At 39.5% G+C, this 21,827-nt stretch carries 24 protein-coding genes and 1 pseudogene; 19 read left to right on the forward strand and 6 right to left on the reverse strand.

Annotated elements, in window-relative coordinates; translation table 11 throughout:
* Positions 1-3 precede the first annotated feature (3 nt).
* The 7 genes from NYR60_RS03055 to NYR60_RS03085 all read left to right on the forward strand — a co-directional run bounded on the left by NYR60_RS03055 (position 4) and on the right by NYR60_RS03085 (position 3,184).
* A complete protein-coding gene (locus NYR60_RS03055) occupies positions 4-627 on the forward strand; it encodes a DUF4376 domain-containing protein (protein ID WP_279467688.1) in 624 nt (207 codons plus the stop codon).
* 3 nt (positions 628-630) lie between these two features.
* On the forward strand, positions 631-1,083 hold the full coding sequence (locus NYR60_RS03060; RefSeq protein ID WP_279467689.1) for a hypothetical protein: 453 nt from the start codon (positions 631-633) through the stop codon (positions 1,081-1,083).
* Complete coding sequence (locus NYR60_RS03065; RefSeq protein WP_279467690.1) at positions 1,080-1,421, forward strand: hypothetical protein; 342 nt, start codon at positions 1,080-1,082, stop codon at positions 1,419-1,421. The genes NYR60_RS03060 and NYR60_RS03065 overlap by 4 nt, the downstream gene beginning before the upstream one ends.
* 8 nt (positions 1,422-1,429) lie before the next feature.
* On the forward strand, positions 1,430-1,567 hold the full coding sequence (locus NYR60_RS03070) for a hypothetical protein (protein WP_279467691.1): 138 nt from the start codon (positions 1,430-1,432) through the stop codon (positions 1,565-1,567).
* Positions 1,568-1,577: 10 nt separating this feature from the next.
* Positions 1,578-1,919, forward strand: coding sequence for a hypothetical protein (locus tag NYR60_RS03075; protein ID WP_279467692.1), 342 nt, complete (start codon positions 1,578-1,580; stop codon positions 1,917-1,919).
* A 3-nt stretch (positions 1,920-1,922) separates the two neighbouring features.
* Positions 1,923-2,303, forward strand: a complete 381-nt coding sequence (locus tag NYR60_RS03080) for a hypothetical protein (protein ID WP_279467693.1) — start codon at positions 1,923-1,925, stop codon at positions 2,301-2,303.
* Between the two features lie 524 nt (positions 2,304-2,827).
* A complete protein-coding gene (locus NYR60_RS03085) occupies positions 2,828-3,184 on the forward strand; it encodes a helix-turn-helix domain-containing protein (protein ID WP_279446544.1) in 357 nt (118 codons plus the stop codon).
* A 62-nt stretch (positions 3,185-3,246) separates the two neighbouring features.
* On the opposite strand, the gene mnmC is transcribed toward NYR60_RS03085, so the two are convergent.
* Together mnmC and trpCF are read right to left on the reverse strand one after the other, a co-directional pair.
* Positions 3,247-5,250: a bifunctional tRNA (5-methylaminomethyl-2-thiouridine)(34)-methyltransferase MnmD/FAD-dependent 5-carboxymethylaminomethyl-2-thiouridine(34) oxidoreductase MnmC gene (gene mnmC, locus NYR60_RS03090; protein ID WP_279467960.1), complete on the reverse strand. Its 2,004-nt coding sequence runs from the start codon at positions 5,248-5,250 to the stop codon at positions 3,247-3,249.
* 210 nt (positions 5,251-5,460) lie between these two features.
* Entirely contained in the window at positions 5,461-6,870 is a 1,410-nt protein-coding gene (trpCF, locus tag NYR60_RS03095) for a bifunctional indole-3-glycerol-phosphate synthase TrpC/phosphoribosylanthranilate isomerase TrpF (protein WP_279467694.1), read from the reverse strand.
* Between the two features lie 153 nt (positions 6,871-7,023).
* Between trpCF and NYR60_RS03100 the strand changes: the two genes are divergently transcribed.
* The 5 genes from NYR60_RS03100 to NYR60_RS03120 are packed head-to-tail and all read left to right on the forward strand — an operon-like array spanning position 7,024 to position 9,402.
* Positions 7,024-7,713 (forward strand): Fic family protein, encoded by a 690-nt coding sequence (locus NYR60_RS03100; RefSeq protein ID WP_279467961.1) that lies wholly within the window; start codon positions 7,024-7,026, stop codon positions 7,711-7,713.
* 2 nt (positions 7,714-7,715) lie between these two features.
* Complete coding sequence (locus NYR60_RS03105; RefSeq protein WP_279467695.1) at positions 7,716-8,027, forward strand: YqcC family protein; 312 nt, start codon at positions 7,716-7,718, stop codon at positions 8,025-8,027.
* Positions 8,028-8,771, forward strand: coding sequence for a tRNA pseudouridine(65) synthase TruC (gene truC / locus NYR60_RS03110; protein ID WP_279467696.1), 744 nt, complete (start codon positions 8,028-8,030; stop codon positions 8,769-8,771).
* Position 8,772: 1 nt separating this feature from the next.
* Entirely contained in the window at positions 8,773-8,928 is a 156-nt protein-coding gene (locus tag NYR60_RS03115) for a YoaH family protein (RefSeq protein WP_279467697.1), read from the forward strand.
* Between the two features lie 3 nt (positions 8,929-8,931).
* Entirely contained in the window at positions 8,932-9,402 is a 471-nt protein-coding gene (locus NYR60_RS03120) for a pseudouridine synthase (RefSeq protein ID WP_279467698.1), read from the forward strand.
* 34 nt (positions 9,403-9,436) lie between these two features.
* On the opposite strand, the gene NYR60_RS03125 is transcribed toward NYR60_RS03120, so the two are convergent.
* Positions 9,437-10,273 carry an inorganic triphosphatase gene (locus NYR60_RS03125; RefSeq protein WP_279467699.1) on the reverse strand — a complete coding sequence of 279 codons (837 nt, stop codon included), beginning with the start codon at positions 10,271-10,273 and terminating at the stop codon, positions 9,437-9,439.
* 58 nt (positions 10,274-10,331) lie between these two features.
* Here NYR60_RS03125 and NYR60_RS03130 point away from each other — a divergent pair.
* The 3 genes and pseudogenes from NYR60_RS03130 (at position 10,332) to serS (ending at position 13,777) form a co-directional block, all read left to right on the forward strand.
* Positions 10,332-11,740, forward strand: a pseudogene (locus NYR60_RS03130) (YcjX family protein).
* A 133-nt stretch (positions 11,741-11,873) separates the two neighbouring features.
* Positions 11,874-12,353, forward strand: coding sequence for an SsrA-binding protein SmpB (smpB, locus tag NYR60_RS03135; protein WP_005601189.1), 480 nt, complete (start codon positions 11,874-11,876; stop codon positions 12,351-12,353).
* Positions 12,354-12,469: 116 nt separating this feature from the next.
* Complete coding sequence (serS, locus tag NYR60_RS03140) at positions 12,470-13,777, forward strand: serine--tRNA ligase (protein WP_279467700.1); 1,308 nt, start codon at positions 12,470-12,472, stop codon at positions 13,775-13,777.
* Positions 13,778-13,855: 78 nt separating this feature from the next.
* Here the strand turns inward: serS and dcuC are convergent, their stop codons facing one another.
* Positions 13,856-15,148 (reverse strand): C4-dicarboxylate transporter DcuC, encoded by a 1,293-nt coding sequence (dcuC, locus tag NYR60_RS03145; RefSeq protein ID WP_279467701.1) that lies wholly within the window; start codon positions 15,146-15,148, stop codon positions 13,856-13,858.
* Between the two features lie 10 nt (positions 15,149-15,158).
* The gene (gene pepE, locus NYR60_RS03150; RefSeq protein ID WP_279467702.1) at positions 15,159-15,863 is read right to left on the reverse strand and encodes a dipeptidase PepE; all 705 of its coding nucleotides are present in this window, start codon (positions 15,861-15,863) and stop codon (positions 15,159-15,161) included.
* Positions 15,864-16,113: 250 nt separating this feature from the next.
* On the opposite strand from pepE, the gene leuS reads away from it, so the two are divergent.
* From leuS to holA, 3 genes are all read left to right on the forward strand, one after another.
* On the forward strand, positions 16,114-18,699 hold the full coding sequence (gene leuS, locus NYR60_RS03155; protein WP_279467703.1) for a leucine--tRNA ligase: 2,586 nt from the start codon (positions 16,114-16,116) through the stop codon (positions 18,697-18,699).
* 92 nt (positions 18,700-18,791) lie between these two features.
* Positions 18,792-19,286 carry an LPS assembly lipoprotein LptE gene (lptE, locus tag NYR60_RS03160; RefSeq protein WP_279467704.1) on the forward strand — a complete coding sequence of 165 codons (495 nt, stop codon included), beginning with the start codon at positions 18,792-18,794 and terminating at the stop codon, positions 19,284-19,286.
* Between the two features lie 108 nt (positions 19,287-19,394).
* Positions 19,395-20,420 (forward strand): DNA polymerase III subunit delta, encoded by a 1,026-nt coding sequence (gene holA, locus NYR60_RS03165; RefSeq protein WP_279467705.1) that lies wholly within the window; start codon positions 19,395-19,397, stop codon positions 20,418-20,420.
* 169 nt (positions 20,421-20,589) lie between these two features.
* Here the strand turns inward: holA and NYR60_RS03170 are convergent, their stop codons facing one another.
* On the reverse strand, positions 20,590-21,348 hold the full coding sequence (locus tag NYR60_RS03170) for a glycosyltransferase family 2 protein (RefSeq protein WP_279467706.1): 759 nt from the start codon (positions 21,346-21,348) through the stop codon (positions 20,590-20,592).
* A 120-nt stretch (positions 21,349-21,468) separates the two neighbouring features.
* On the opposite strand from NYR60_RS03170, the gene yhbY reads away from it, so the two are divergent.
* A complete protein-coding gene (yhbY, locus tag NYR60_RS03175; protein ID WP_005622694.1) occupies positions 21,469-21,786 on the forward strand; it encodes a ribosome assembly RNA-binding protein YhbY in 318 nt (105 codons plus the stop codon).
* Positions 21,787-21,827 lie beyond the last annotated feature (41 nt).

Below are 21,827 nucleotides of genomic sequence, written 5' to 3' on the forward strand. Positions count from 1 at the left end.
AATATGAATTATTTTTATGATTTAAAAACGCAATCTTTTTTAGTAGAAGGAATACATAAAATCCCGTCTTCAGCCGTTATGGCAACAGAAAAAGAATATCGATATCTAGCTGACGGTCGTAGCCGTGGCAAAGAGATTATAGTGATGAATGGCACACTTACGCTCACAAGTGTGCGTCCATCACCATATCATACATATAATGGCAAAGAATGGATTATCACGCCCGAGCAACAAGCGGTCAAAAAATCCGAAGAAATCGCCATTATGCGAGAAAAAATCAACGCATTGCGAGATGAAAAATCAGCCGGTGGCGTTTTTGTTGAATCATTAAGAAAGTGGTTTGATTCGGATAGTAAAGCTCAGTCTAAGCTACTCGGCTTAAAAGCGACGATGGATTTAGTCGGCAACGAAATGACTGTGAGCTGGACCTGTGCGGATAACACGGACGTAGCAAATTTCGGCAAAGCACAATTAACCGCAGTGATTGCGGCAATTTTAAAAGCTGAAAACCATAATCACACCGTGGCAAGAAAGCATAAGCAGGCTTTAGAGCAAGCCGATAATCCGCTTGAGTATGATTATTCTAAGGGTTGGTCTAAAACCTATTCAGAATCTCTAGGAGAGTAGGTTATGGATAACATTTATTTAGCAATGTACAAAGCAAAAGGCAATTGGATTGACTCGGTTATCAGATTCTTTACCGGCAATCCGTATTCCCATTGCGAAATCGCTATCAAGAAATTGAAATTTGAAAGCGGTGATCGTTGTCGTCCAGAAGAATATTACGAGTGTTATAGCTCTAGCCCTCGTGACGGCGGAGTGAGAATGAAACGACAACAATTACCCCATGACAAGTGGGATTTAATCCCGATCGATAAACTTATAAACAGTGAGGATATTATTGATTTTTTCCAAAAAACTAAGAGTAAAAAATACGACTACCTTGGTGCATTAGGCATAGTATTTGGTACGCCTGAAAAACCTAACAGGTTTTTCTGTAGCGAATGGTGTTATAACTTAGTATTCGGTCGCAAGGATGGTTATAAGATTAGCCCAAATAAATTAGCGGAGTTACTCAAATGATTACTAAGCAGAAATTAAAGCTAAAGCGCGGAGATGATCATTCATTCCGACTTACTTTTAAACAGAATGGTGCTTTTTTTAATTTAAGTCAGGTGGCAAGAATTGACTTGCAAGCTATTTATCGATCAACTGTTGTGCTTAATATCTCAACTGAAAGTGGACTAATAGAAAAGCTGAGTGATAACTCCATTTTACTTAATATTCCCCATACCTTAACGGAAAATGATCAATGGGTCCAAGCCCAATATGATTTACAGTTTACTTTTAGGGACGGGAAAGTTAGAACGGTGATGGAAGGTAACATTGAGTTATCTCACGACATCACTATCGCAAGATAGGTGGATGAATGAATGATGAAATTACTGTAGACATTGAACCGGTAGAAGTAGATCTCAATGTAGAAATTGCTGAGGTAGAACGGGTGGAGGTTGGCGAGCAATCTCTGCCAGATTTATTAGCTATATATAAATTAGCCAAACTATAGGAATAAAAGAATGACGACACAAAATGAAAAATTTACACAATTTGCTCAAGCAGTGGGAGTTGATGTAAAAACTATCAACGAGAAGATTAAAACCATTGAACTAATGGTTAATGGCAAAGTGAGTAACATAGAGATTCAATCGGCTATTGGTGCATTAAGAAATGAGTTATTAGGCGGTGTGGCAGCAGAGTATGACACGCTCAAAGAGCTGGCAGACAAACTCAACCAACTTGCCAATGATGATAATCTTAGTAGTGCCATTTTACAGAAATTTACCGAGATTCGTACAGAAATTGATGAATTAAAGAATGTGGATTTAGTCACCACATATAATCAAGCCAAGGGAGCTTAGTATATGAGTATAGAGCTTGCTAATGCCATTGGTCGCGATATCAAATCGATCAATGCTACATTACTTGATTTATCCAAAGTGAATAATTATCCTCTCACATTTAGAGGGACGGCTACTGTTTTCGGTGGTGACAGGGTAGATAGACGAAACCTTGCCGTTAGGAGTGGTGTCGGGATTATTCATTTAGACTTTCAGGTATCTTCTTCAGGGCAGCAACAAATAGCCGAGTTATCCGCAGATAGCCCTACCTTTATTAAATTGATAGAGGTCCAAGCGACAGGGGGAGGAACAATATGGTTGGACCCGGGGCGACGAGCAATTTATGCTTCGGGATTATCAACAGGATCGAGAATCATTGTAGACTTAATGGGGTTTGTTCGCTAAATTCATTTTTAATATATTCTTCAATAGTGAAAATTAAAGCTACTTCAACATAGTTTAAAGTAGCTTTTTTTATAAAATATTTTACATTATTTAAAGTTTATTTATGTAAAATATATTGCAATTCTATGCAAAAAAAATCGACAGATTACATACAAGGATAAGTTTGCACTCTATCAATATGGCTAAAAGTAAAATTTGAAGCCAATATCCCCAGCAATAAAACCCACCGTTTCATCTAACGATACACTCCTCCATGTCCAGAACAAGTACCAGTTCCGCTTGATGATGAATAACTCCCATCACAACAAGTTGACTTGATATTCGGATCATATGGATTACGAGTGGTATATGCCATCGTTGAGATTGAAGATACTAATAAAATAGTTGCAATTACTGTTTTAAACATTGTTATTCCCTCATAAATTAAAACGAAGTTAAATCCGTTAATGATTTAACCATTTTAGTTTAAAATAAACCAATTAAGTTTACAATATATTTTATAGTTCAAGCATAATTTATGAACTATGAAAATTAAAACAGACAAAGAAAGATTTAGTGAACGCTTAAAATTTGCTTTAAGCGTAGCCTATCCTAAAGGCTTAAAAACAAGTCAGATTGCCATAAAATTTAACCTACAATATGCTGAACAACCGATCACTCAACAAGCTGTCCATAAATGGTTAAACGGATTAGCTATTCCTTCTCAGGATAAAATAGAAACTTTAGCAAATTGGTTAAATGTGAAACCGGAGTGGTTAAGATATGGTGTTGCGGATGAGCAGGAATTTCAATCAACTGATGAAATTTTATCCCGTCTTATTCAAGGGCTATCAGAACAGCAAAAAACAGTTTTGATTAATTTAATTACATCATTCAAATAGATAATATTAAATGGGCAGACACAATGGTCTGCCCTTATCTTTTATAGTATCAATGCTTCAAATCATTCAACTTTTGATCCTTTCAACAATTTTCGTATCCAAGTGCGATTTGGGCTAAGTACGTGCCAAATATCTTCGCTAATAGGTAACGGTTCATGACAAATCAGGCTTGCCAACAGTTCGCCTAATAACGGTGCAGTAGTTAGGCCTCGAGAAGCTAAGCCGTTTACCATATATAAATTTGCAAAATTTTCTGCATTTTCAACCGCTTGTTTGCGACGGAGCTGATTATACAAATTCTGATATTGTACTTTTTGAACGCTAAAATTCGGCATTTTCCCAAGCATCGGCACACGATCTCGCAATGCGGCTCTCACCCCTTGTTTTGCTAGATTCTGTGAATCATCAATACCTTGAGTCCAATCACAAGCGGTCAAATTTTGCTGAAGTTTTGCTACATTCTCGTGATGTTCTTCCAAAGAGAAATCTGTTTCGGCATTATCACGCACATGGCTCGCACCAATACAATGAGTATTCGCTTTAGAAGCCGGTGTCAAATAACCGTCATAACACACCACACATTTTAACTGCTCTAAAGCCGATGTAGTCGGAATCTGGCTCACTTGCCCTCGCACCGGATACAGCGGAATCCCATGTGCTTGCTGAAATTGCGTTAATGTATGCCCGTTTGCCAACACTAAAATCTGATGACTGAACGTTTCGCCATTGTGCTGCCAATGCCACTTCCCTTCACTAAATTGCGGATCTTTCACTTCGTGATTTAACACAATTTGTAATCCTTTTGCCTGTAAATAAGCAAAAGTGCCTTGTACAAACTGTATCGGCGATAACCAACCGCTTTGTGGCATAAATGCACCACCGTTCGGCACTTTTAGCCCGATTTTTTCGCTTAACTCAGCTGCATCACATAGCTTAAACAAACTATCATCATTGGTTTGCAAAGCCATTTTTTCCAATTTTTTCGCGGTTTTATCGTTATAGGCATATAATGCCACACCGGTTAAAGCGTGTTCAAATGCGACAAGCGGTTCAATTTGTGCCAAACGTTGCAATGCATAGTCAAAACAATGCACATAAAAACGGATATTACGCTCATCATCGTCACTCAGTTGCGGATAAATCGCACCTTGTAAATTGCCGGAAGCATTTTGTGCCAACGCATTATCTTTGCAATAAAGCGTGACTTTTTTACCTTTTTCAAGTAAGGATAATGCAACAAACAAACTGGCGACACCGCCACCGACAATCGCAATATCATTTGCTTCTGTTTGTGGATCGCTATAAAAATATGGATAATTTACCTGTATAGTTTCGCTTTGTTGCGGTTTTTCACCCCACAGCATTTCTCGTTTTTTACCAAAGCCTTTGCGTTTTTTGACCTCAAATCCGACCGCTTGTAATCCCTTTCTTACCGCACTTGCGGCAGTAAAGGTCGCAAAACTGCCGCCATTTTTCGTTAAACGGAACATTTGACGATAAAGCGTTTCATTCCACATTTCCGGATTTTTATCCGGTGAAAAGCCGTCTAAAAACCACGCATCAATTTGATTGCTATATAAATCGCCTAATTGCGGTAAGTTCTCCAACATATCGCCAAACCACACATCAAGATAGATTTGCTCAAAATGATAACGCTGACAACCGGTTTGGCGAGGCTGCCAACAAGCGGTCATTCTCTGTGAAAGTTTTGCAAATTGCGGGTAATTTTTATGAACGGTCGTTAATTGCTCAGAAGTGAGGGGAAATTTTTCAAACGAAATAAAATATAAACGCTTAAGTTTACTATTGGGAAACTCACTTAAAAACTGCTGAAATTTATCGGCAACCGCTAAAAAATTCAGTCCGGTACCAAAACCGGTTTCGGCAATCACAAAAGATTCGGCATTGTGTGCTTGCCATTTTTGCCAAAGCCGATTACCTTCTTGGAAAACATAATAACTTTCTTCAAGACCGTCTTGAGTGGAAAAGTAAATATCGTCGAATTGTTCGGAAACGGGGGTATGATTTGAATTGAAAGAAAGAGATGCAAAGCTGAGTTTGTTCATAATATTGACCACAGAATATACGGAAAGCACGGAAGTTACTGATAACATTCTGTGCTTTCCGTGCTTTTCCGCAGTAACAGATTAGAAGATATTGTAAGCGAAAACTACGATCATACCTAATGCCGCTACAACAGTCATCATTGAATAACCTAAAGTACCCATTTTGTCCTCTCTTTGTTAAATATTATTGATCAAAGTCTATCACACTTCTTAGGCTTTGAGAATTTTCTCCGCACAAGCGGTGATTTTTGCTGAATCTTTTACACCTTTATGCTGCTCTACACCGGAATTGAGATCAACACCTAAACAACCTTGTGCGAGTGCCTGCTTGATATTTTCAACCGAAATCCCACCGGCAAGCATTACTTTTTGTTTTAGTTCATTTGGAATAAGCTGCCAATTAAATACTTTGCCAGTACCACCTTGCTGCGTACCGTTTTTGCTATCAAGAATATAACGTGCCACTAACGGATTATCGTGATACTCAACTGTTTCCGCTTGAACATCTACCGAAATTGCCTGCCAGATTTGCGTTTTTCCAGCTAATTTTGCTGAAAGTTCGGCAATATAGGCATCATCTTCCGTACCGTGTAATTGCACCGCATATAACTCAAGCTGTTTTGCTATTTTTTCAACAAATTCGACCGCTTGATTTTGGAATACGCCGACATAACGCAATGGTGCATTCACCACTAATTCTTGTGCTTGGCGTAACGATAACTGACGAGGCGAATTGTCAGCGAAAATTAATCCGCCATATAAAAAGCCGTTTTCATACACCGCTTTTACATCTTGTGGGCGCGTTAAACCACACACTTTATTTTCACCGAAAATCACTGAACGTACCGCATTATTTAAATCTGTACTGCCCATCAAGCTACTGCCGATCAAAAATGCGTGGGCAAACGGCTTAATTGCTTTTACCTGTGAATGATCATAAATACCTGATTCTGAAATCAAACGGACATCTGCCGGAATTTGATCCTGATATTTTTCTACCAAACGCACAATGCGATTCATATCCACCGTCAGCGTATGCAAATCACGGTTATTCACACCGATCACTTTTGCGCCTAACGCTAACGCTCGCTCAAACTCTTGCTCAGTACTAGTTTCGGTTAAAACGCCCATACCTAAAGAATGCGCTAAATCTGCCAATCTGCGATAAGTTTCGTCATCTAATACCGAAAGCATCAGCAAAATTGCATCCGCATTTGAATAACGAGCCAAATACACCTGATACGGCGAAATCATAAAATCTTTGCATAAAATAGGTTGCGTTGTTTGGCGCTTAACTTGATCGATATAACGAAAATCACCTTGGAAATATTGTTCATCGGTCAGCACAGAAATCACAGAGGCGTAATGTTTATAGACCTGTGCAATCGCATCCAAATCAAACTCGGCACGAATCAGTCCTTTGGAAGGTGAAGCCTTTTTACACTCTAAAATATACGCAGGCACTTGGTGCGAAGCTGTCGCTAATGCCGCATAAAAATCTCGGTCAGTATGAACAATTTGATGTTGGAATTGTGAAAGTGGAAATTCTTTTTGTTTTTGTTCTATCCAAACGGCTTTATCTTGTACGATTTTTTGCAGAATAGTTGGCTGATTTTGCATATTTTCTCTTTTTATTATGAATTGGTGGATAACACAGATAATGGTAGAATACGGCACTTATTTTGATTTATCAATAAATTCACTATGCTGATTACCAAACTTCATAAAATGCGTACTTTGCTTGATAAGCATCGCCCCCTTAATATCGCCGTAATGAAAAACATTCAAGCAGATTTAATGTTGAAATATAATCAGCAATCCAATGCGATAGAAGGAAATACACTAGATATATTTGAAACGTGCGTGTTACTTGAAAGTGGAATTACCGCCAACGGTAAACCATTTAAAGATCATTTAGATATTATTAACCACCAAGAAGCTATTGGTTACTTAACTGATCTTGTAAAAGAAAACGCACCACTGACAGAAGCAACAATAAAAAACTTCCACTATTTGTTACTACAAAAAACCGATAATGCACGAGAAGCCGGACAATACCGAAATGTACCGATAGTCATTAACGGTGCGGAATATCAACCGCCTCAACCTTTTTTAGTTCATCCGCAAATGGAAGAATTAATGCATTGGAACCAACAAAATCTCAATACATTGGAACCGATTGAACGCATTGCGATGCTACATAACAAATTTGTAGCAATTCACCCTTTTATTGATGGTAATGGACGTACTGGACGTTTATTGATGAATTTAGAATTAATGAAAGCAGGTTTCCAAGTGACGATTTTAAAAGCTGAGAATCGAGCTGACTATTATCGTGCATTGGCGTTAGGTGATTTAGGCAATTATCAACCGATCACAGAGTTTATCGCTAAAGCCGTTTATGAAACAATGGAACGTACCTTAAACCTTATTTACCCAAACTGGATTAACGAACTCAATTAAATATGAAAACCAAAGTTAGACAACACTTAACCGATTTAGAAATTGCATTACGCACTCACAAACAATGGGATGCGGTTGCACCGAGCTTGGAAGATTTAGCGAACGATCAACCGTTTTGTCTCGGCACGCTTAGCCCAACTCAATGGTTACAATGGATTTTTATTCCCCGTATGCACGCACTTTTAGATGCCGGTGCAGATTTACCACGCAATTTTTCGATTACGCCTTACTTGGAAGAATCCCTAAAAGACGAAAGCTATTTAAAAGCAATTCATCAGCCGGTGTTATTGATTGAATTATTATTAAAGGATTAAATGGAACTTGAGATTTTATACCGTGATGATGAACTGATTGCGATTAATAAACCGGCTGGAATGTTAGTTCACCGTTCATGGCTAGATAAACACGAAACGCAGTTTGCAATGCAAACCTTACGTGATCAAATCGGTCAGCACGTCTTCCCGATTCATCGCTTAGATCGCCCGACTTCCGGTGTGTTATTGTTTGCATTAAATAGCGAAATGGCTCGCCTGATGAGTGAACAATTTGAACAACATCAAATGGAGAAAGGCTATTTAGCAGTGGTACGAGGCTATCTGCTTGATAAAGGCGAGATCGATTATCCGCTAAAAGTGATTTTAGACAAAATTGCCGATAAGTTTTCGCAACCGAAAGAAGCCCAACAAGCGGTCACTTTTTACCAAAATCTTGCAAGTGTCGAAATGCCCTATCCGGCAGGCAAACATCAAACCGCACGTTACAGTTTGGTTGAATTATTACCGAAAACCGGACGCAAACACCAATTGCGCCGCCATATGAAACATCTATTTCATCCGATTATGGGCGATACTAAATATGGTGACTTGCACCAAAATCGTACCCTAATCGAGAAAACCGGTTGCGACCGATTAATGCTACATTCGCATTTTTTGAAATTTACGCATCCGAAAACAGCGCAAAAAATCGAAATTTTTGCACCGCTTGATGAACAATGGCAAAATTTATTTTTAAAGTTTAGCTGGAACTTTCCACACTTTTTTCAATCTGAGAAAAATTAATATGGATAACGCATTACTTTCCTTAACACACGAGCAGCAACAAGCTGCTGTAGAACAAATTCAAGAACTGATGGCTCAAGGCGTGAGCAGCGGTGAAGCGATTCAAATTATTGCCAATCGTTTAAGAGAAGCATATCAATCAAAAACAGAGGATTAACCGATGAAGAAACATTTAATGTTAGCAATGGGCTTATTGTCTTCAGTAACTGCAATAGCTAATACTACTCCAGACACAACACCAGCAAAAGAAACCAGACCAATGCTCGCAATCTATTTGCTCGATTTGAATGGTAAAGTGGCGAAACCAATTAGAAGCACGACTTATTCAGTCAGCCAAAAAAATTTACATCTTTGTTGGGAAGCGGTGAATGTTCCTTTTACTGCTAAAAATCAGGTAACAGAAATCTTTAATGCACCGGCTCCTGCTAAATTTACCGAACAAGGCGTTACTGTAGTATCTAGTAATGATGGCAAAACACATACGATTTCCAGACAGTTAGCAAGCCATAATAATGAATTTATCCGTAAATGTTGGAAATTCGATAAAACCGATCCGAAAGGAGAATATACTTTACAAGTACGCATAAATAATATTGAATTTCCTGCCATGCCATTTAATATCGTTAAATAGCCAATAGCCACTCAAGCGAGTGGCTATTTTGCTTCTATGAATAAAGACCTTGTAAATAGGCAATATTCTTTATTAAATATGATTGGCTTTTCAAATGATTTTGCAGTTCGAGCCAATTATGATGTTTCTCACTTAAAAAACATTCATTAAATGTCGATAAAACCGGCTTATTCTCCGGCATTGTACGAATATAGTCTGCCAATATTTGCTCCAATTCATAACCTTCTTTTGTCTGAATCGCTTTAGCAATTTCTTGCTCAAATTTCACTGTTTGTCCAATCAAATAACCACGTTGTGCTTTACTTAAACTGCTAAACCACATTCCGTCACGCACAGGCATTTCAGCTAATAATTGTAAAATATCGGCTAATGAACCTTGTTTCAATTCAAACTCCAGTTCACAAATTTTTGCTTGTCCGAACTCATTTTTAATCACGCCATTATCTAAGGCCACTTCAATTTGTGATTGCTGGAACTCAATCAGCCACTTGTGGCGTACAAAATCCGTACTAAAAGTCGGTCTTAATTGTTCGGCTATCTGTTCAACATTTTCTATTTGTAAATCAAAGTGAGAAACCAATCGCTTGAAATCAGGCTGATTACTCGCTAACGGCAAGTTATACTCCGGACGAATATGTAAACCGCCTATAATCTCCCCTTTTGTTTTTAGCGTCATTTCATAGCATTGATTTTTACTTCTTACTCTTAATCCTATTTGCTGACCGGCAAAAAATTGTGTTGGGGTATCAAAATACGTATTACCTAATTCATCAATATCTTGCTGAATAATACGTTGTTGACTCAGCCAAGTTTTAATAAACTCAGCATTATCTTCCGTTAACATTATTTTTAATTCAATTTCGTTTTCCATTTTGTCATACCGCCTTTTTTGCTATGATCGAATTATCTCATTTCAAACTATTCTAGCAATGTTTAATCAAATCCAAAATAAACTACATAAATTTGTACAGCGTGGTTTAGATAATCATCTTCGCCTTGCCGTGACCGGTTTAAGTCGTAGCGGCAAAACCGCCTTTATTACCAGTTTTGTCGATCAGCTATTGCATATCAATAAAGACAGCCATGCACACGTCAATTTATTTGGTGCAGCACGCAATGGGCAAATTCTCTCGGTAAAGCGAGTTGAACAGGGTGACTTAACCATTCCCCGTTTTGAATACGATAAAAACCGTCAATGCTTGGAAAACGACCCGCCACAATGGGCTGCATCCACCACTGGTATCAGCGAAATTCGCTTAGCGATCCGCTACCAACGTCAAGACGGTTTACTCAAACATTTAAAAGAAACCGGTACGCTCTACTTGGATATTTTCGATTATCCGGGAGAATGGCTGTTAGACTTGCCACTACTCTCGCAATCTTTCAAACAATGGTCACAAGCTCAGCAATTAGTGCATAAAGGAAAACGTGCAGAACTGGCGCAGCCTTGGTTACAAGCGGTCAAAAAATTAGATCTTTTTACTAAAGCAGACGAAAACCAACTTGCCGAATTAAGCGAAATTTACACCACTTATTTGTTGGAATGTAAACAAGCCGGTATGCAATATATTCAGCCAGGAGATTTGTCTTACCGACAGAAAATTTAAAAGGTGCGCCGGTTTTTCAGTTCTTTCCGTTATTAGATTTAAGTGAAGCCGATTGGGAAAAACTTGAGAACTCTCCGGCAAACAGTACGTTCCAAATGCTTAAAAAACGTTACAATCAATATCAGCAAAAGATTGTTAAACCGTTTTATGAAGACTATTTTTCACAATTCGACCGCCAAGTGATTCTTGCCGATTGTTTAACGCCGTTAAACCACGGCTTAGAGGCATTTTTAGAAATGAAAATCGGCTTGCAGCAGTTGTTTAAACATTTTCATTATGGCAATCGTTCGTTATTTCATCGCCTGTTTTCGTCCAATATTGATAAACTCCTATTTATTGCGACCAAAGCGGATCATATCACTAGCGATCAACTACCAAATTTGGAAAGTCTGATGCGTCAATTAGTACAGGAAGGCGGACGACATGCTGCTTTTGACGGTATTGAAACAGGCTATCACGCTATTTCGGCAATTCGAGCGACCGATCCGGTGGTGGTTACCCAAAACGGTACGCAAATTAAAGCGATTCGAGGCATTCGTTCAACCGATAAAAAACAAGTGACGCTTTACCCTGGCACGGTACCAAGCCGTTTGCCTGATACAAACTATTGGCAGTTTAACAACTTTGAGTTCGACCAATTCGAACCTAAACCGCTCGCCTATGGCGAACCGATTCCGCATTTACGTATGGATGCGGTATTACAATTCTTATTGGCGGATATGCTTGAGTAACAATGGCAAGCGGTTATTTTTGCAAAATTTTTCGCAAATTTAACCGCTTGTCGCTTGATTTTAAACGGTTACTGTTCACTGTTAGGCGGCTTTGCGGTAGAATCTTATAAATTTTTCTCAATCTTTTTAAATTATGGCAAAAAAACCAAAAGTAGCTTCGAATACGATTGCACTAAATAAACGTGCTCGTCATGAATATTTTATCGAAGAAGAAATTGAAGCCGGCTTAGAATTACAAGGCTGGGAAGTAAAATCGTTGCGTGCCGGTAAAGCGAATATCGGCGACAGTTACGTGACATTTCGTAACGGCGAAGCATTTCTATTCGGTGCAACCATCACGCCATTAAATATGGCTTCCACTCACATTGTTTGTGACCCGACTCGCACCCGTAAATTACTATTGAATAAGCGTGAACTGGATTCGCTATTCGGTAAAGTAAATCGAGACGGTATGACGGTTGTTGCTCTGTCGCTCTATTGGAAAAATGCGTGGGCGAAAGTGAAAGTCGGCGTGGCAAAAGGTAAAAAACTCCACGATAAACGTGAAGACATTAAAGACCGTGAATGGCAAGTAGCGAAACAGCGTATTATGAAAAACGCAAATCGTGGCTAATTTCAAAAACTACGGATAACAGCAACACGAAACAAGCGGTCAAATTTGACCCATTTTTTGCCTCTCCGTGTTGCCTGTGCCGTCCGTAGTCACAATTAAAAATTAAGGAATAAAAAATGATCGACCAAAATCTTCTTCGTACTAATTTAGACGATGTTGCAAATGCACTTAAAGTTAAACGTGGTTTTACCCTTGATGTAGAGCGTGTGAAAGCATTGGAAGAACAACGCAAAACACTTCAAGTAAAAACAGAAACCTTACAAGCGGAACGTAATTCTCGCTCGAAAAACATCGGTGCGGCAAAAGCTCGTGGCGAAGATATTTCTGCGTTATTAGCGGAAGTAGATAATATGGGTAACGAATTAAACGAAGCGAAAGTCGCTTTAGACCAAGTACAAGCGGAAATTCGTGAGTTACTCTTATCTGTGCCGAACTTACCAGCTGACGAAGTACCGTTAGGTAAAGATGACACGGAAAACTTAGAAGTATCACGTTGGGGCGAGCCTCGTCAATTTGACTTTGAAGTAAAAGATCACGTGGCATTAGGTGAAGCGTTAAACGGTTTAGATTTTGCTGCAGGTGTAAAATTAACGGCTAGCCGTTTTGTGGTAATGAAAGGTAAACTTGCTCGTTTACACCGTGCCTTATCGCAGTTTATGTTAGATCTTCACACTGAACAACACGGCTATGTGGAAACAAACGTACCGTTCTTAGTCAACCACGATACGCTGTTCGGTACTGGTCAATTACCAAAATTCGGCGAAGATTTATTCCATACTCAACCATTAACAGGTCAAGATCCGAACGAAACCCAACGTCCGTTCAGCTTAATTCCAACAGCGGAAGTCCCGGTAACTAACTTAGTGCGTGATGAAATTATTGATGAAGATACATTACCATTACGTTATACCGCACATACGCCGTGTTTCCGTTCTGAAGCAGGTTCTTACGGTCGTGATACACGTGGTTTAATCCGTATGCACCAATTTGAAAAAGTGGAAATGGTACAAATCGTTGCACCGGAAAAATCAATGGAGGCATTAGAAGAATTAACCGGTCACGCTGAAAAAGTATTACAACTTTTAGGTTTACCATACCGTAAAGTTCTGCTTTGCACCGGCGATATGGGCTTCGGTTCAGCAAAAACTTACGACTTAGAAGTTTGGTTACCAGCACAAAACACTTATCGTGAAATTTCTTCTTGCTCAAATATGTGGGATTTCCAAGCTCGCCGTATGTCTGCACGTTGCAAAGCAAAAGGCGATAAGAAAACTCGCTTAGTCCATACCTTAAACGGCTCAGGTTTAGCGGTGGGTCGTACTTTAGTGGCAGTAATTGAAAACTACCAAAACGCTGACGGCTCAATCACTGTGCCTGAAGCATTACGTCCATATATGGGCGGTATGGAAGTAATTACCGCTTAATCACTCTACTGAAATAAACAAGCGGTCTGAATTTGTCAATTTTTTGCAAATTCAGACCGCTTATTTTTTATAGCTACATTACAACATAAACAACGCCAAGAACAAGGTGGCTAAAATCATACCCGGTGCGGTACGTTTTACCATTTCGACCGGACTGACCATCGCCAATCCTGCACAAACAATCGTTACTCCGGCAATCGGTGACATTGTACGACCGATAGCACCGGCAATCGCTGCCGCCATACCTAAATTCACGTGAGTATAGCCTAATTCTACTGCGTGAGGTGTTACTGCAGTATTAAATGCAATCGCCGCCGCATCACCCGAACCGGTCACAATCCCCATTAAGAATGGTCCGATAGTTGCTCCCCAACGCACAAATTCATTGGAGTGTTTAAGAAATTCAATCGCTGAATCTACAGCGCCGGTTGCTTTTAAGCCGGATACAAATACGCTTGCGGCAATAATAATGCCGAGAACATTAGCATACGAATTCCCCATACCGTTGAAAAATTCTTCGGTAATTTTAACCGGTGAAATACGTGTTACGACAATCGCATAAATCGCACCGATTAACATCGCTTGCGGTACGCCCATTTGGGTCCATTCTAAGCCCGGTGTCTTTTGTAATTCCGTACCGCCAATAACAAGAATAATTAACGGTAATAACGGAGCAAGTGCATATAACGGATTCACACCGCTAAATTTAGTTTCTGCATTTTGTTGCTCGGCTAAATAGGCTTTACGGTGTTCCTCACCATAATCTTTCAAAATAATTGCCATGACCGTCAAAGCAATCGCACCGATAACACCGGCAATCGTTGTATAAGGTGCGTGGGCTAAATTCACTTCAGTAATGGTTAAATTTGACATTTCACTCAGCATTGCCGAATGAGAAGAACCCGGACTCATCATTGAACCAAACGTACCGGCTAAAATTGCCGCCCCTGCGGTTGCCGGACGTACACCTGCACTTTTTAATACCGGAATTAAAGTTGCCCCTACCGCTGCCGCACAACCCGCCGCGGATGGAATTGCAATATTGATAAAGAAAGTCAGAATCGTTGCAATCGGAATCAAAAAGAATTTCAAACCGCTTAACGGTTTAGTAAGTAAATGCACCAAATGCGTATCGCATTGGGTATATTTCATCACATAGGCAAAACCCATACTGGCACAAATCGCCATAATCAGACCACTTGAGGTCATTGATTTAGCAAAAGCATCTAATGCCCCCATCGGATTAAGCGTTACAACCGACATAATCAAACCGATACCGATTAACACGGTTCTTGTTTCATATTTTTTTATCAGTAGGTAAACCGTGACTAAAATGCCAATAATGGCAACAAAAGGTTTAAGTTCATCCATAACAAATTCCTTAGTAATTAAATGTTGAATTAACTGCTTTTCTGACAAGCTGCATATTTTCACTAAAACAGAGAATATCTTGCTCACCGAGTACGGTCGCTTGTTCGCCTTGAATATGTAATGCGGTCCCTTCCGGCAAAGCATAAACCTGAGCTTGAGGGTTAACAATCAAAAACTCTTCTAAACGTTCTTCTCGGCTTTCGCCGTTATGCCCTTGCATTTTGCCGGAAATAAAATGCGGATTAATTTGATGTGGAAAGAGATTTAATGCATTAAAAGACGGAGGGTAAGTAATCGGCATATCGTTAGTAGTCATAATCGAATTGCCTGCAACATTTGCACCGGCACTCCAACCGAAATAAGGTGTGCCGCTATTTACTTTGGCTCGGATAGCATCTAATAAATGATGTTCATACATTTGCTTCAACAAGCAGAAAGTATTACCGCCACCAACAGCAATCACATCCGCTTGTTCGATAATATCTCGATGTTGTTTGCCTCGATGCACCGAAACGATTTCAACCTCTAAAGATTTTAAGGCATTTTGTACGGTTGCTTCATATTCATCAAAAGAACGGCGTACGCCTGCATAAGGTACAAAAGCCACTTTCTTGCCTTTATAGTCAGCTAAAAATCGTGCTAACCAAGGTAAAGTATGCACTAAATAAGCAGTATCTTTATATTTTGAACCGCTCATCAACAACATATTCTTCATAGTGATTCTCCTTTATTTGTCACTTTGAGTATTATCCTGTGCAAACCTAGAAATACCAAAAACAAAAAATCTATTTTTTGACGGCAATCACAAAATAAAAATGCTAATACACAAATTTTGTACGATCTATACGGCGATTACCCTACGCTTGTAAAAAATCCCTAAAATCCGACCGCTTACCATTCAAAAAAAGTCGTTTTTGAGGTATGCTAACTGCAATTTTTTCGACAAGATTCAAAGGTTAAAATTTATGCAACAACAATATAACCCAAGTGCGATTGAACCTAAGGTTCAGCAATTCTGGGCAGAGAATAAAGTTTTTAAAGCGGTTAAAGATGTAACAAAAGAGAAATACTATTGCCTTTCAATGTTGCCGTATCCGTCAGGCAAATTACATATGGGTCACGTGCGTAACTACACAATCGGTGATGTGGTTTCTCGTTATCAACGTATGATTGGTAAAAACGTATTACAACCGATGGGTTGGGATGCTTTTGGTTTACCGGCGGAAGGTGCAGCAGTAAAAAATAATACTGCACCGGCGAAATGGACTTATGAAAACATTGAGTATATGAAAGGTCAACTCAAAATGTTGGGCTTTTCTTACGACTGGGATCGTGAAGTCACCACTTGTCGTCCGGAATATTATAAATGGGAACAATGGTTCTTTACTGAGCTTTATAAAAAAGGTTTAGTGTATAAAAAAACCTCAACAGTAAACTGGTGTCCGAATGATGAAACCGTACTTGCGAACGAGCAAGTTCACGAAGGTTGTTGTTGGCGTTGTGATACACCTGTGGAACAGCGTGAAATTCCACAATGGTTTATCAAAATTACCGACTACGCGGAAGAATTATTAAATCACTTAGATAATCTTCCACAATGGCCTGATCAAGTAAAAACTATGCAACGTAACTGGATCGGTCGTTCTGAAGGGGTTGAAATTACTTTCAAAATCGCCGGTTCAAACGCAGAATTACCGGTTTATACCACTCGTCCGGATACCTTCTTCGGCGTGAGCTATGTTGCGATTGCCGCAGCTCATCCATTAGCAGAATTAGCAGCAGAAAACAATCCTGCACTTGCAGAATTTATCCGTGAAGCGAAAAACACCAAAGTTGCAGAAGCAGAATTAGCAACAATGGAGAAAAAAGGGATGGCGACAGGTTTGTTTGCTATCCATCCGTTAACAGGTAAAGAAGTACCGGTTTGGGTTGCGAACTTTGTGTTAATGCACTACGGCACGGGTGCGGTAATGGCTGTACCTGCACACGATGAGCGTGACTTTGAATTTGCACAAAAATACGGTTTGCAAATTAATCAAGTAATTCAACCGCTTGATGGTGCTGAATGGGATTTCACAAAAGCGGCTTATACCGAACACGGTAAATTAATCAATTCTGCTGAATTTGATGGTTTAGATTTCGACAAAGCATTTAATGCGATTGCAGATAAATTAGAGTCAATGGGCGTAGGTAAACGCCAAGTAAACTTCCGTCTACGTGACTGGGGTGTATCTCGTCAGCGTTACTGGGGTGCGCCAATTCCAATGATGACTACTGAAGACGGCGAAGTCGTTACCGTACCAATGCAAGATTTACCGGTCATTCTGCCTGAAGATGTGGTAATGAACGGCGTACAAAGCCCGATCAAAGCCGATCCTGAATGGGCAAAAACCACTTATAACGGTAAACCTGCATTAAAAGAAACCGATACATTCGACACCTTTATGGAATCGTCTTGGTACTACGCACGCTATACTTGCCCACAATATCACGAAGGGATGTTAGATTCTGACGAGGCAAACTACTGGTTACCAGTCGATCAATATATCGGCGGTATCGAGCACGCAACGATGCACTTGCTTTACTTCCGTTTCTTCCACAAATTATTACGTGATGCGGGCATTTTAAATTCTGACGAACCGGCAACCAAACTTTTATGCCAAGGTATGGTGCTTGCCGATGCGTTCTACTACACCAGCCCGACTAATGAGCGTATTTGGGTTAGCCCAACACAAGTGACATTAGAACGTGATGAAAAAGGCCGCATTATCAAAGCGACTGATCCAGAAGGTCGTGAGTTAGTACATAGCGGTATGACCAAAATGTCGAAATCGAAAAATAACGGTATCGACCCACAAGAAATGGTGGAAAAATATGGTGCGGATACAGTACGTTTATTTATGATGTTCGCTTCACCGGCAGAAATGACGCTTGAATGGCAAGAATCCGGTGTGGAAGGTGCAAAACGCTTCTTAGGTCGTGTGTGGAATCTAGTGTATGAATACAGCCAAAATCCTGCAACAGCTGCATTAGATGTAACCGCATTAAGTAAAGCACAAAAAGAACTTCGTCGTGACGTACACAAAACCATTGCGAAAGTATCTGATGATATCGGTCGCCGCCAAACATTCAACACCGCAATCGCTGCGATTATGGAATTGATGAATAAGTTAACAAGAGTATCATTGGAAAACGAACAAGATAAAGCGGTCATGGCGGAAGCATTAAGTGCGGTAGTACGTATGCTTTACCCAATTACGCCACATATCTGTTTCGAGTTATGGCAAGCATTAGGCAATAGCGATACGATTGACTTTGCACCATGGGTGGTTGCGGACGAATCAGCCATGGTTGAAGACGAAAAATTAGTTGTGGTGCAAGTAAACGGTAAAGTACGTGGTAAAGTCACCGTTTCAGCAACAGCAACCGAAGAGGAAGTCAAAGCGATTGCGAAAGCGGATGCAAACGTAGCGAAATTCTTAGAAGGCGTAGAAATCGTGAAAGAAATCTATATACCGTATAAGATGTTAAGTTTTGCAGTAAAAGCCTAATAGCAATGGGGGCGAATGATGTTCGCCCTTTATTTGATGGAAAAGGTCGTACTCCGTACGTCCCTATAAACTAATGTAAATGGGAGTTCCCAATGTTAAAAAAACTCACGCTGTTAGCAATTCTCGGTTTAACCGCTTGCGGTTGGCACTTCAAAAATAATGAAGTGCTGCCGCAAGATTTGCGTACTCTGACGTTTGAAAGTGCTGATCAACATAGCGATATGTCACGTACTTTACGCCATCAGTTACAGCTTAACGATGTGAAATTAGTGTCTGCTACAGAAGGTATTGCTAAATTACGTCTTGTTGGTGCGTCAAGTGACAGTAAAGTCGTTTCGGTGTTTAAACAAGCACGTGAAGCAGAAAAATTACTCACGTTAAATGTACAAGCAATCGTGGATGTACCAAAAAAAGGCGCATATCCGTTAGAAGTTTCCGTTCACCGTACTTTCTTTGATGACTCTCGTGCCGCATTAGCAAAATCGGCAGAGCAAGAAATGATTATGAAAGATATGTACGAACAGGCATCTCGTCAGCTTATTATCAAAATGGCTGGCTTACATAAAGAATTAAATCAAGCTAAATAATTCATTAACCACAGATAACACGGATTTCACGCAAACAAGCGGTTAGATTCTTGTGCTTTTTTGCAAACTACTAATCCGTGTTTATCCGTGTAATCCGTGGTTTTCAATATGCAAAAAGTTTTTCCTGAAGCACTTCCTATTGTTTTATCTAAAAGTCTCTCCCCTTTTTATCTCTTGACAGGGAATGATCTGTTATTACTAAATGAAAGCAAAGATCATATCGTGCAAGCCGCTCGTTTAGCCGATTTCGATGAGAAGCAAGAAGTCAGCATTGCAAATGATACTAAATGGGAAGATCTCTTTGAGGCAGCACAATCAAACGGTTTGTTCTTTAACCGCCAAATTATTATTCTCAATCTGCCGGAAGCACTAACTGCAGCACAAATGAAAAATGTTACGGAGTTATGCCGTTTTAGCCATCCGGATCTATTGTTGATTCTCTGCTTACCGAAATTCAGTAAGGCAATGGAAAAACAAGCATGGTTCACTCAAATTGAAGCCCAAACCGTACAAGTTAATTGCCAAACACCGGAAATCACTAAATTACCGACTTGGCTTTCACAACGAGCCAAAGCGATGGAATTGCAGATTGAGCCGGAAGCAGTGCAACTACTCTGTTATAGCTATGAAGGGAATTTATTAGCGTTAAAACAAGTATTACAAATGCTACAGCTTCGCTTTAATGACGGACAAATCTCCCTTGTTCGTGCGAAAGAAGTGGTAGAACAATCCGCACAATTTTCACCGTTTCAATGGATTGATGCCCTGTTAGAAGGCAAAATTGCCCGTGCGGAACGTATTTTAAAACATCTACAAAATGAGGAAGTTCAGCCAGTTGTCTTGTTACGTATTATTCAAAAAGAATTATTGGTGTTACTAGAAATTACTCGCTCTCCGCAACCAGTACAAAATAGCAGTCAGCCGTTATATATAGGTAATTTACGTGCGGAATTCGACCGCTTAAAAGTCTGGCAAAATCGCCGCCCTTTTTATCAAGCAGCTGTGCAACGCTTAACCTATAAAAAGCTGTATCAACTTATTCAACGCTTAGCAGAATTGGAAAAGCAAGTAAAACAAGAATTTAGTGATGAAATTTGGCTGGAATTAGAACGCTTTTCAGCTTATTTTGAATAAAATATTTCTACGACTAATACATTTAATATTCAAAAATACTCATAACATACTGAAAATAGCTATTAATCATTCTATACTTTATTTTATTATTCCGTGTACTTTGAGTTATCCGTGATAAAAAACTTCTATCACTAAATATACTAAATACACGGATTTTAAATTATCTTGATTACTTCCGAGTTCTGTTCCAAAGATCCGCATATTTAACAAAAGTTGAATGAGCTGAGAGTACTGCTAACAGAAAACCTTGTTTACCGTCTAAGAAGCCTGCTTTTAATAAATACATTTTCACAAAACAACCTAAAGCGTGCGTGATGCCATCAAATAAACTCGAAGTTTTTCCTGCATTTTGTCGCTGAATTGCCCACGCTTTAGCATAACTTGCCGATTTCACTAAATAGTGATGAATATCTTTATATGTAAAATGCAGTAAATCACCGGTTAATTTTTTCACTGTTGTATCTTTCGGATAATGGACTTTTTCGTGTACTAATTCATCACCGTATTTCGCAAAATCGGTACGATACAAACGCACCACATAATCAGGATACCACCCCGAATGACGAATTTGTTTACCGAATACTTCGCTTAAACGACTTACTTGATAGACGGTATTTTTTTCATTTTTTTCGACCGCTTGTAAAATGCTCTGTTTTAATTCTGGTGTGACACGTTCATCCGCATCCAACCATAAAACATAATCGCTGGTGACATATTGCTGAGCCAATTGACGTTGTTTACCAAAACCTCGCCAGTCGGAATTTACATAAACTTTCGCACCGAAATTTTCAGCGATTTGTACGGTTTCATCGCTACTACCACTATCCAGCACAATAATTTCATTCACCCAACCTTGCACGGTTTCAAGACATTTCGCTAAATCCTGAGCCTCGTTTTTTACAATCATCGCAACACTTAACGTTGGCATAATCAGTCCTTTTCTGGTTTATTTTGTTTGTTGTTCTCTGCATTTTACTTTAAAATTCGCCCCTTTTGTGCTATTTTCTACGCCAAATTTTATTCTCAACAAACCACAGGTTTAAAAACAATGTCTATTACATTAACAACGAAACAAAAACAATTTTTAAAAGGTTTAGCACACCACTTAAGCCCGGTTGTCATGCTTGGCGGCAACGGCTTAACAGAAGGCGTGTTAGCTGAAATCGAAAACGCATTAGATCACCACGAATTAATCAAAGTAAAAATTTCAGGTGCGGAACGTGAAACCAAACAATTAATCATCGATGCGATCGTGCGTGAAACCAAAGCAACTAACGTGCAAACTATCGGTCACGTTCTTGTTCTTTATCGCCAAAGTGAAGAAAAGAAAATCAGCTTACCAAAAGCAACAAAAGCCATTTCGTAATTTATTAGCCAAATCTGACCGCTTGCAAGCGGTCTTTTTTA

The organism is Actinobacillus genomosp. 2, assembly GCF_029773605.1.
GTDB lineage: Bacteria > Pseudomonadota > Gammaproteobacteria > Enterobacterales > Pasteurellaceae > Actinobacillus.

Bases quoted from the DNA above. Each gene is read 5' to 3' on its own strand.
- NYR60_RS03055 (WP_279467688.1), top strand. From the start codon at position 4: ATGAATTATTTTTATGATTTAAAAACGCAATCTTTTTTAGTAGAAGGA.
- NYR60_RS03060 (WP_279467689.1), top strand. From the start codon at position 631: ATGGATAACATTTATTTAGCAATGTACAAAGCAAAAGGCAATTGGATT.
- NYR60_RS03065 (WP_279467690.1), top strand. From the start codon at position 1,080: ATGATTACTAAGCAGAAATTAAAGCTAAAGCGCGGAGATGATCATTCA.
- NYR60_RS03070 (WP_279467691.1), top strand. From the start codon at position 1,430: ATGAATGATGAAATTACTGTAGACATTGAACCGGTAGAAGTAGATCTC.
- NYR60_RS03075 (WP_279467692.1), top strand. From the start codon at position 1,578: ATGACGACACAAAATGAAAAATTTACACAATTTGCTCAAGCAGTGGGA.
- NYR60_RS03080 (WP_279467693.1), top strand. From the start codon at position 1,923: ATGAGTATAGAGCTTGCTAATGCCATTGGTCGCGATATCAAATCGATC.
- NYR60_RS03085 (WP_279446544.1), top strand. From the start codon at position 2,828: ATGAAAATTAAAACAGACAAAGAAAGATTTAGTGAACGCTTAAAATTT.
- mnmC (WP_279467960.1), bottom strand. From the start codon at position 5,250: ATGAACAAACTCAGCTTTGCATCTCTTTCTTTCAATTCAAATCATACC.
- trpCF (WP_279467694.1), bottom strand. From the start codon at position 6,870: ATGCAAAATCAGCCAACTATTCTGCAAAAAATCGTACAAGATAAAGCC.
- NYR60_RS03100 (WP_279467961.1), top strand. From the start codon at position 7,024: ATGAAAAACATTCAAGCAGATTTAATGTTGAAATATAATCAGCAATCC.
- NYR60_RS03105 (WP_279467695.1), top strand. From the start codon at position 7,716: ATGAAAACCAAAGTTAGACAACACTTAACCGATTTAGAAATTGCATTA.
- truC (WP_279467696.1), top strand. From the start codon at position 8,028: ATGGAACTTGAGATTTTATACCGTGATGATGAACTGATTGCGATTAAT.
- NYR60_RS03115 (WP_279467697.1), top strand. From the start codon at position 8,773: ATGGATAACGCATTACTTTCCTTAACACACGAGCAGCAACAAGCTGCT.
- NYR60_RS03120 (WP_279467698.1), top strand. From the start codon at position 8,932: ATGAAGAAACATTTAATGTTAGCAATGGGCTTATTGTCTTCAGTAACT.
- NYR60_RS03125 (WP_279467699.1), bottom strand. From the start codon at position 10,273: ATGGAAAACGAAATTGAATTAAAAATAATGTTAACGGAAGATAATGCT.
- smpB (WP_005601189.1), top strand. From the start codon at position 11,874: ATGGCAAAAAAACCAAAAGTAGCTTCGAATACGATTGCACTAAATAAA.
- serS (WP_279467700.1), top strand. From the start codon at position 12,470: ATGATCGACCAAAATCTTCTTCGTACTAATTTAGACGATGTTGCAAAT.
- dcuC (WP_279467701.1), bottom strand. From the start codon at position 15,148: ATGGATGAACTTAAACCTTTTGTTGCCATTATTGGCATTTTAGTCACG.
- pepE (WP_279467702.1), bottom strand. From the start codon at position 15,863: ATGAAGAATATGTTGTTGATGAGCGGTTCAAAATATAAAGATACTGCT.
- leuS (WP_279467703.1), top strand. From the start codon at position 16,114: ATGCAACAACAATATAACCCAAGTGCGATTGAACCTAAGGTTCAGCAA.
- lptE (WP_279467704.1), top strand. From the start codon at position 18,792: ATGTTAAAAAAACTCACGCTGTTAGCAATTCTCGGTTTAACCGCTTGC.
- holA (WP_279467705.1), top strand. From the start codon at position 19,395: ATGCAAAAAGTTTTTCCTGAAGCACTTCCTATTGTTTTATCTAAAAGT.
- NYR60_RS03170 (WP_279467706.1), bottom strand. From the start codon at position 21,348: ATGCCAACGTTAAGTGTTGCGATGATTGTAAAAAACGAGGCTCAGGAT.
- yhbY (WP_005622694.1), top strand. From the start codon at position 21,469: ATGTCTATTACATTAACAACGAAACAAAAACAATTTTTAAAAGGTTTA.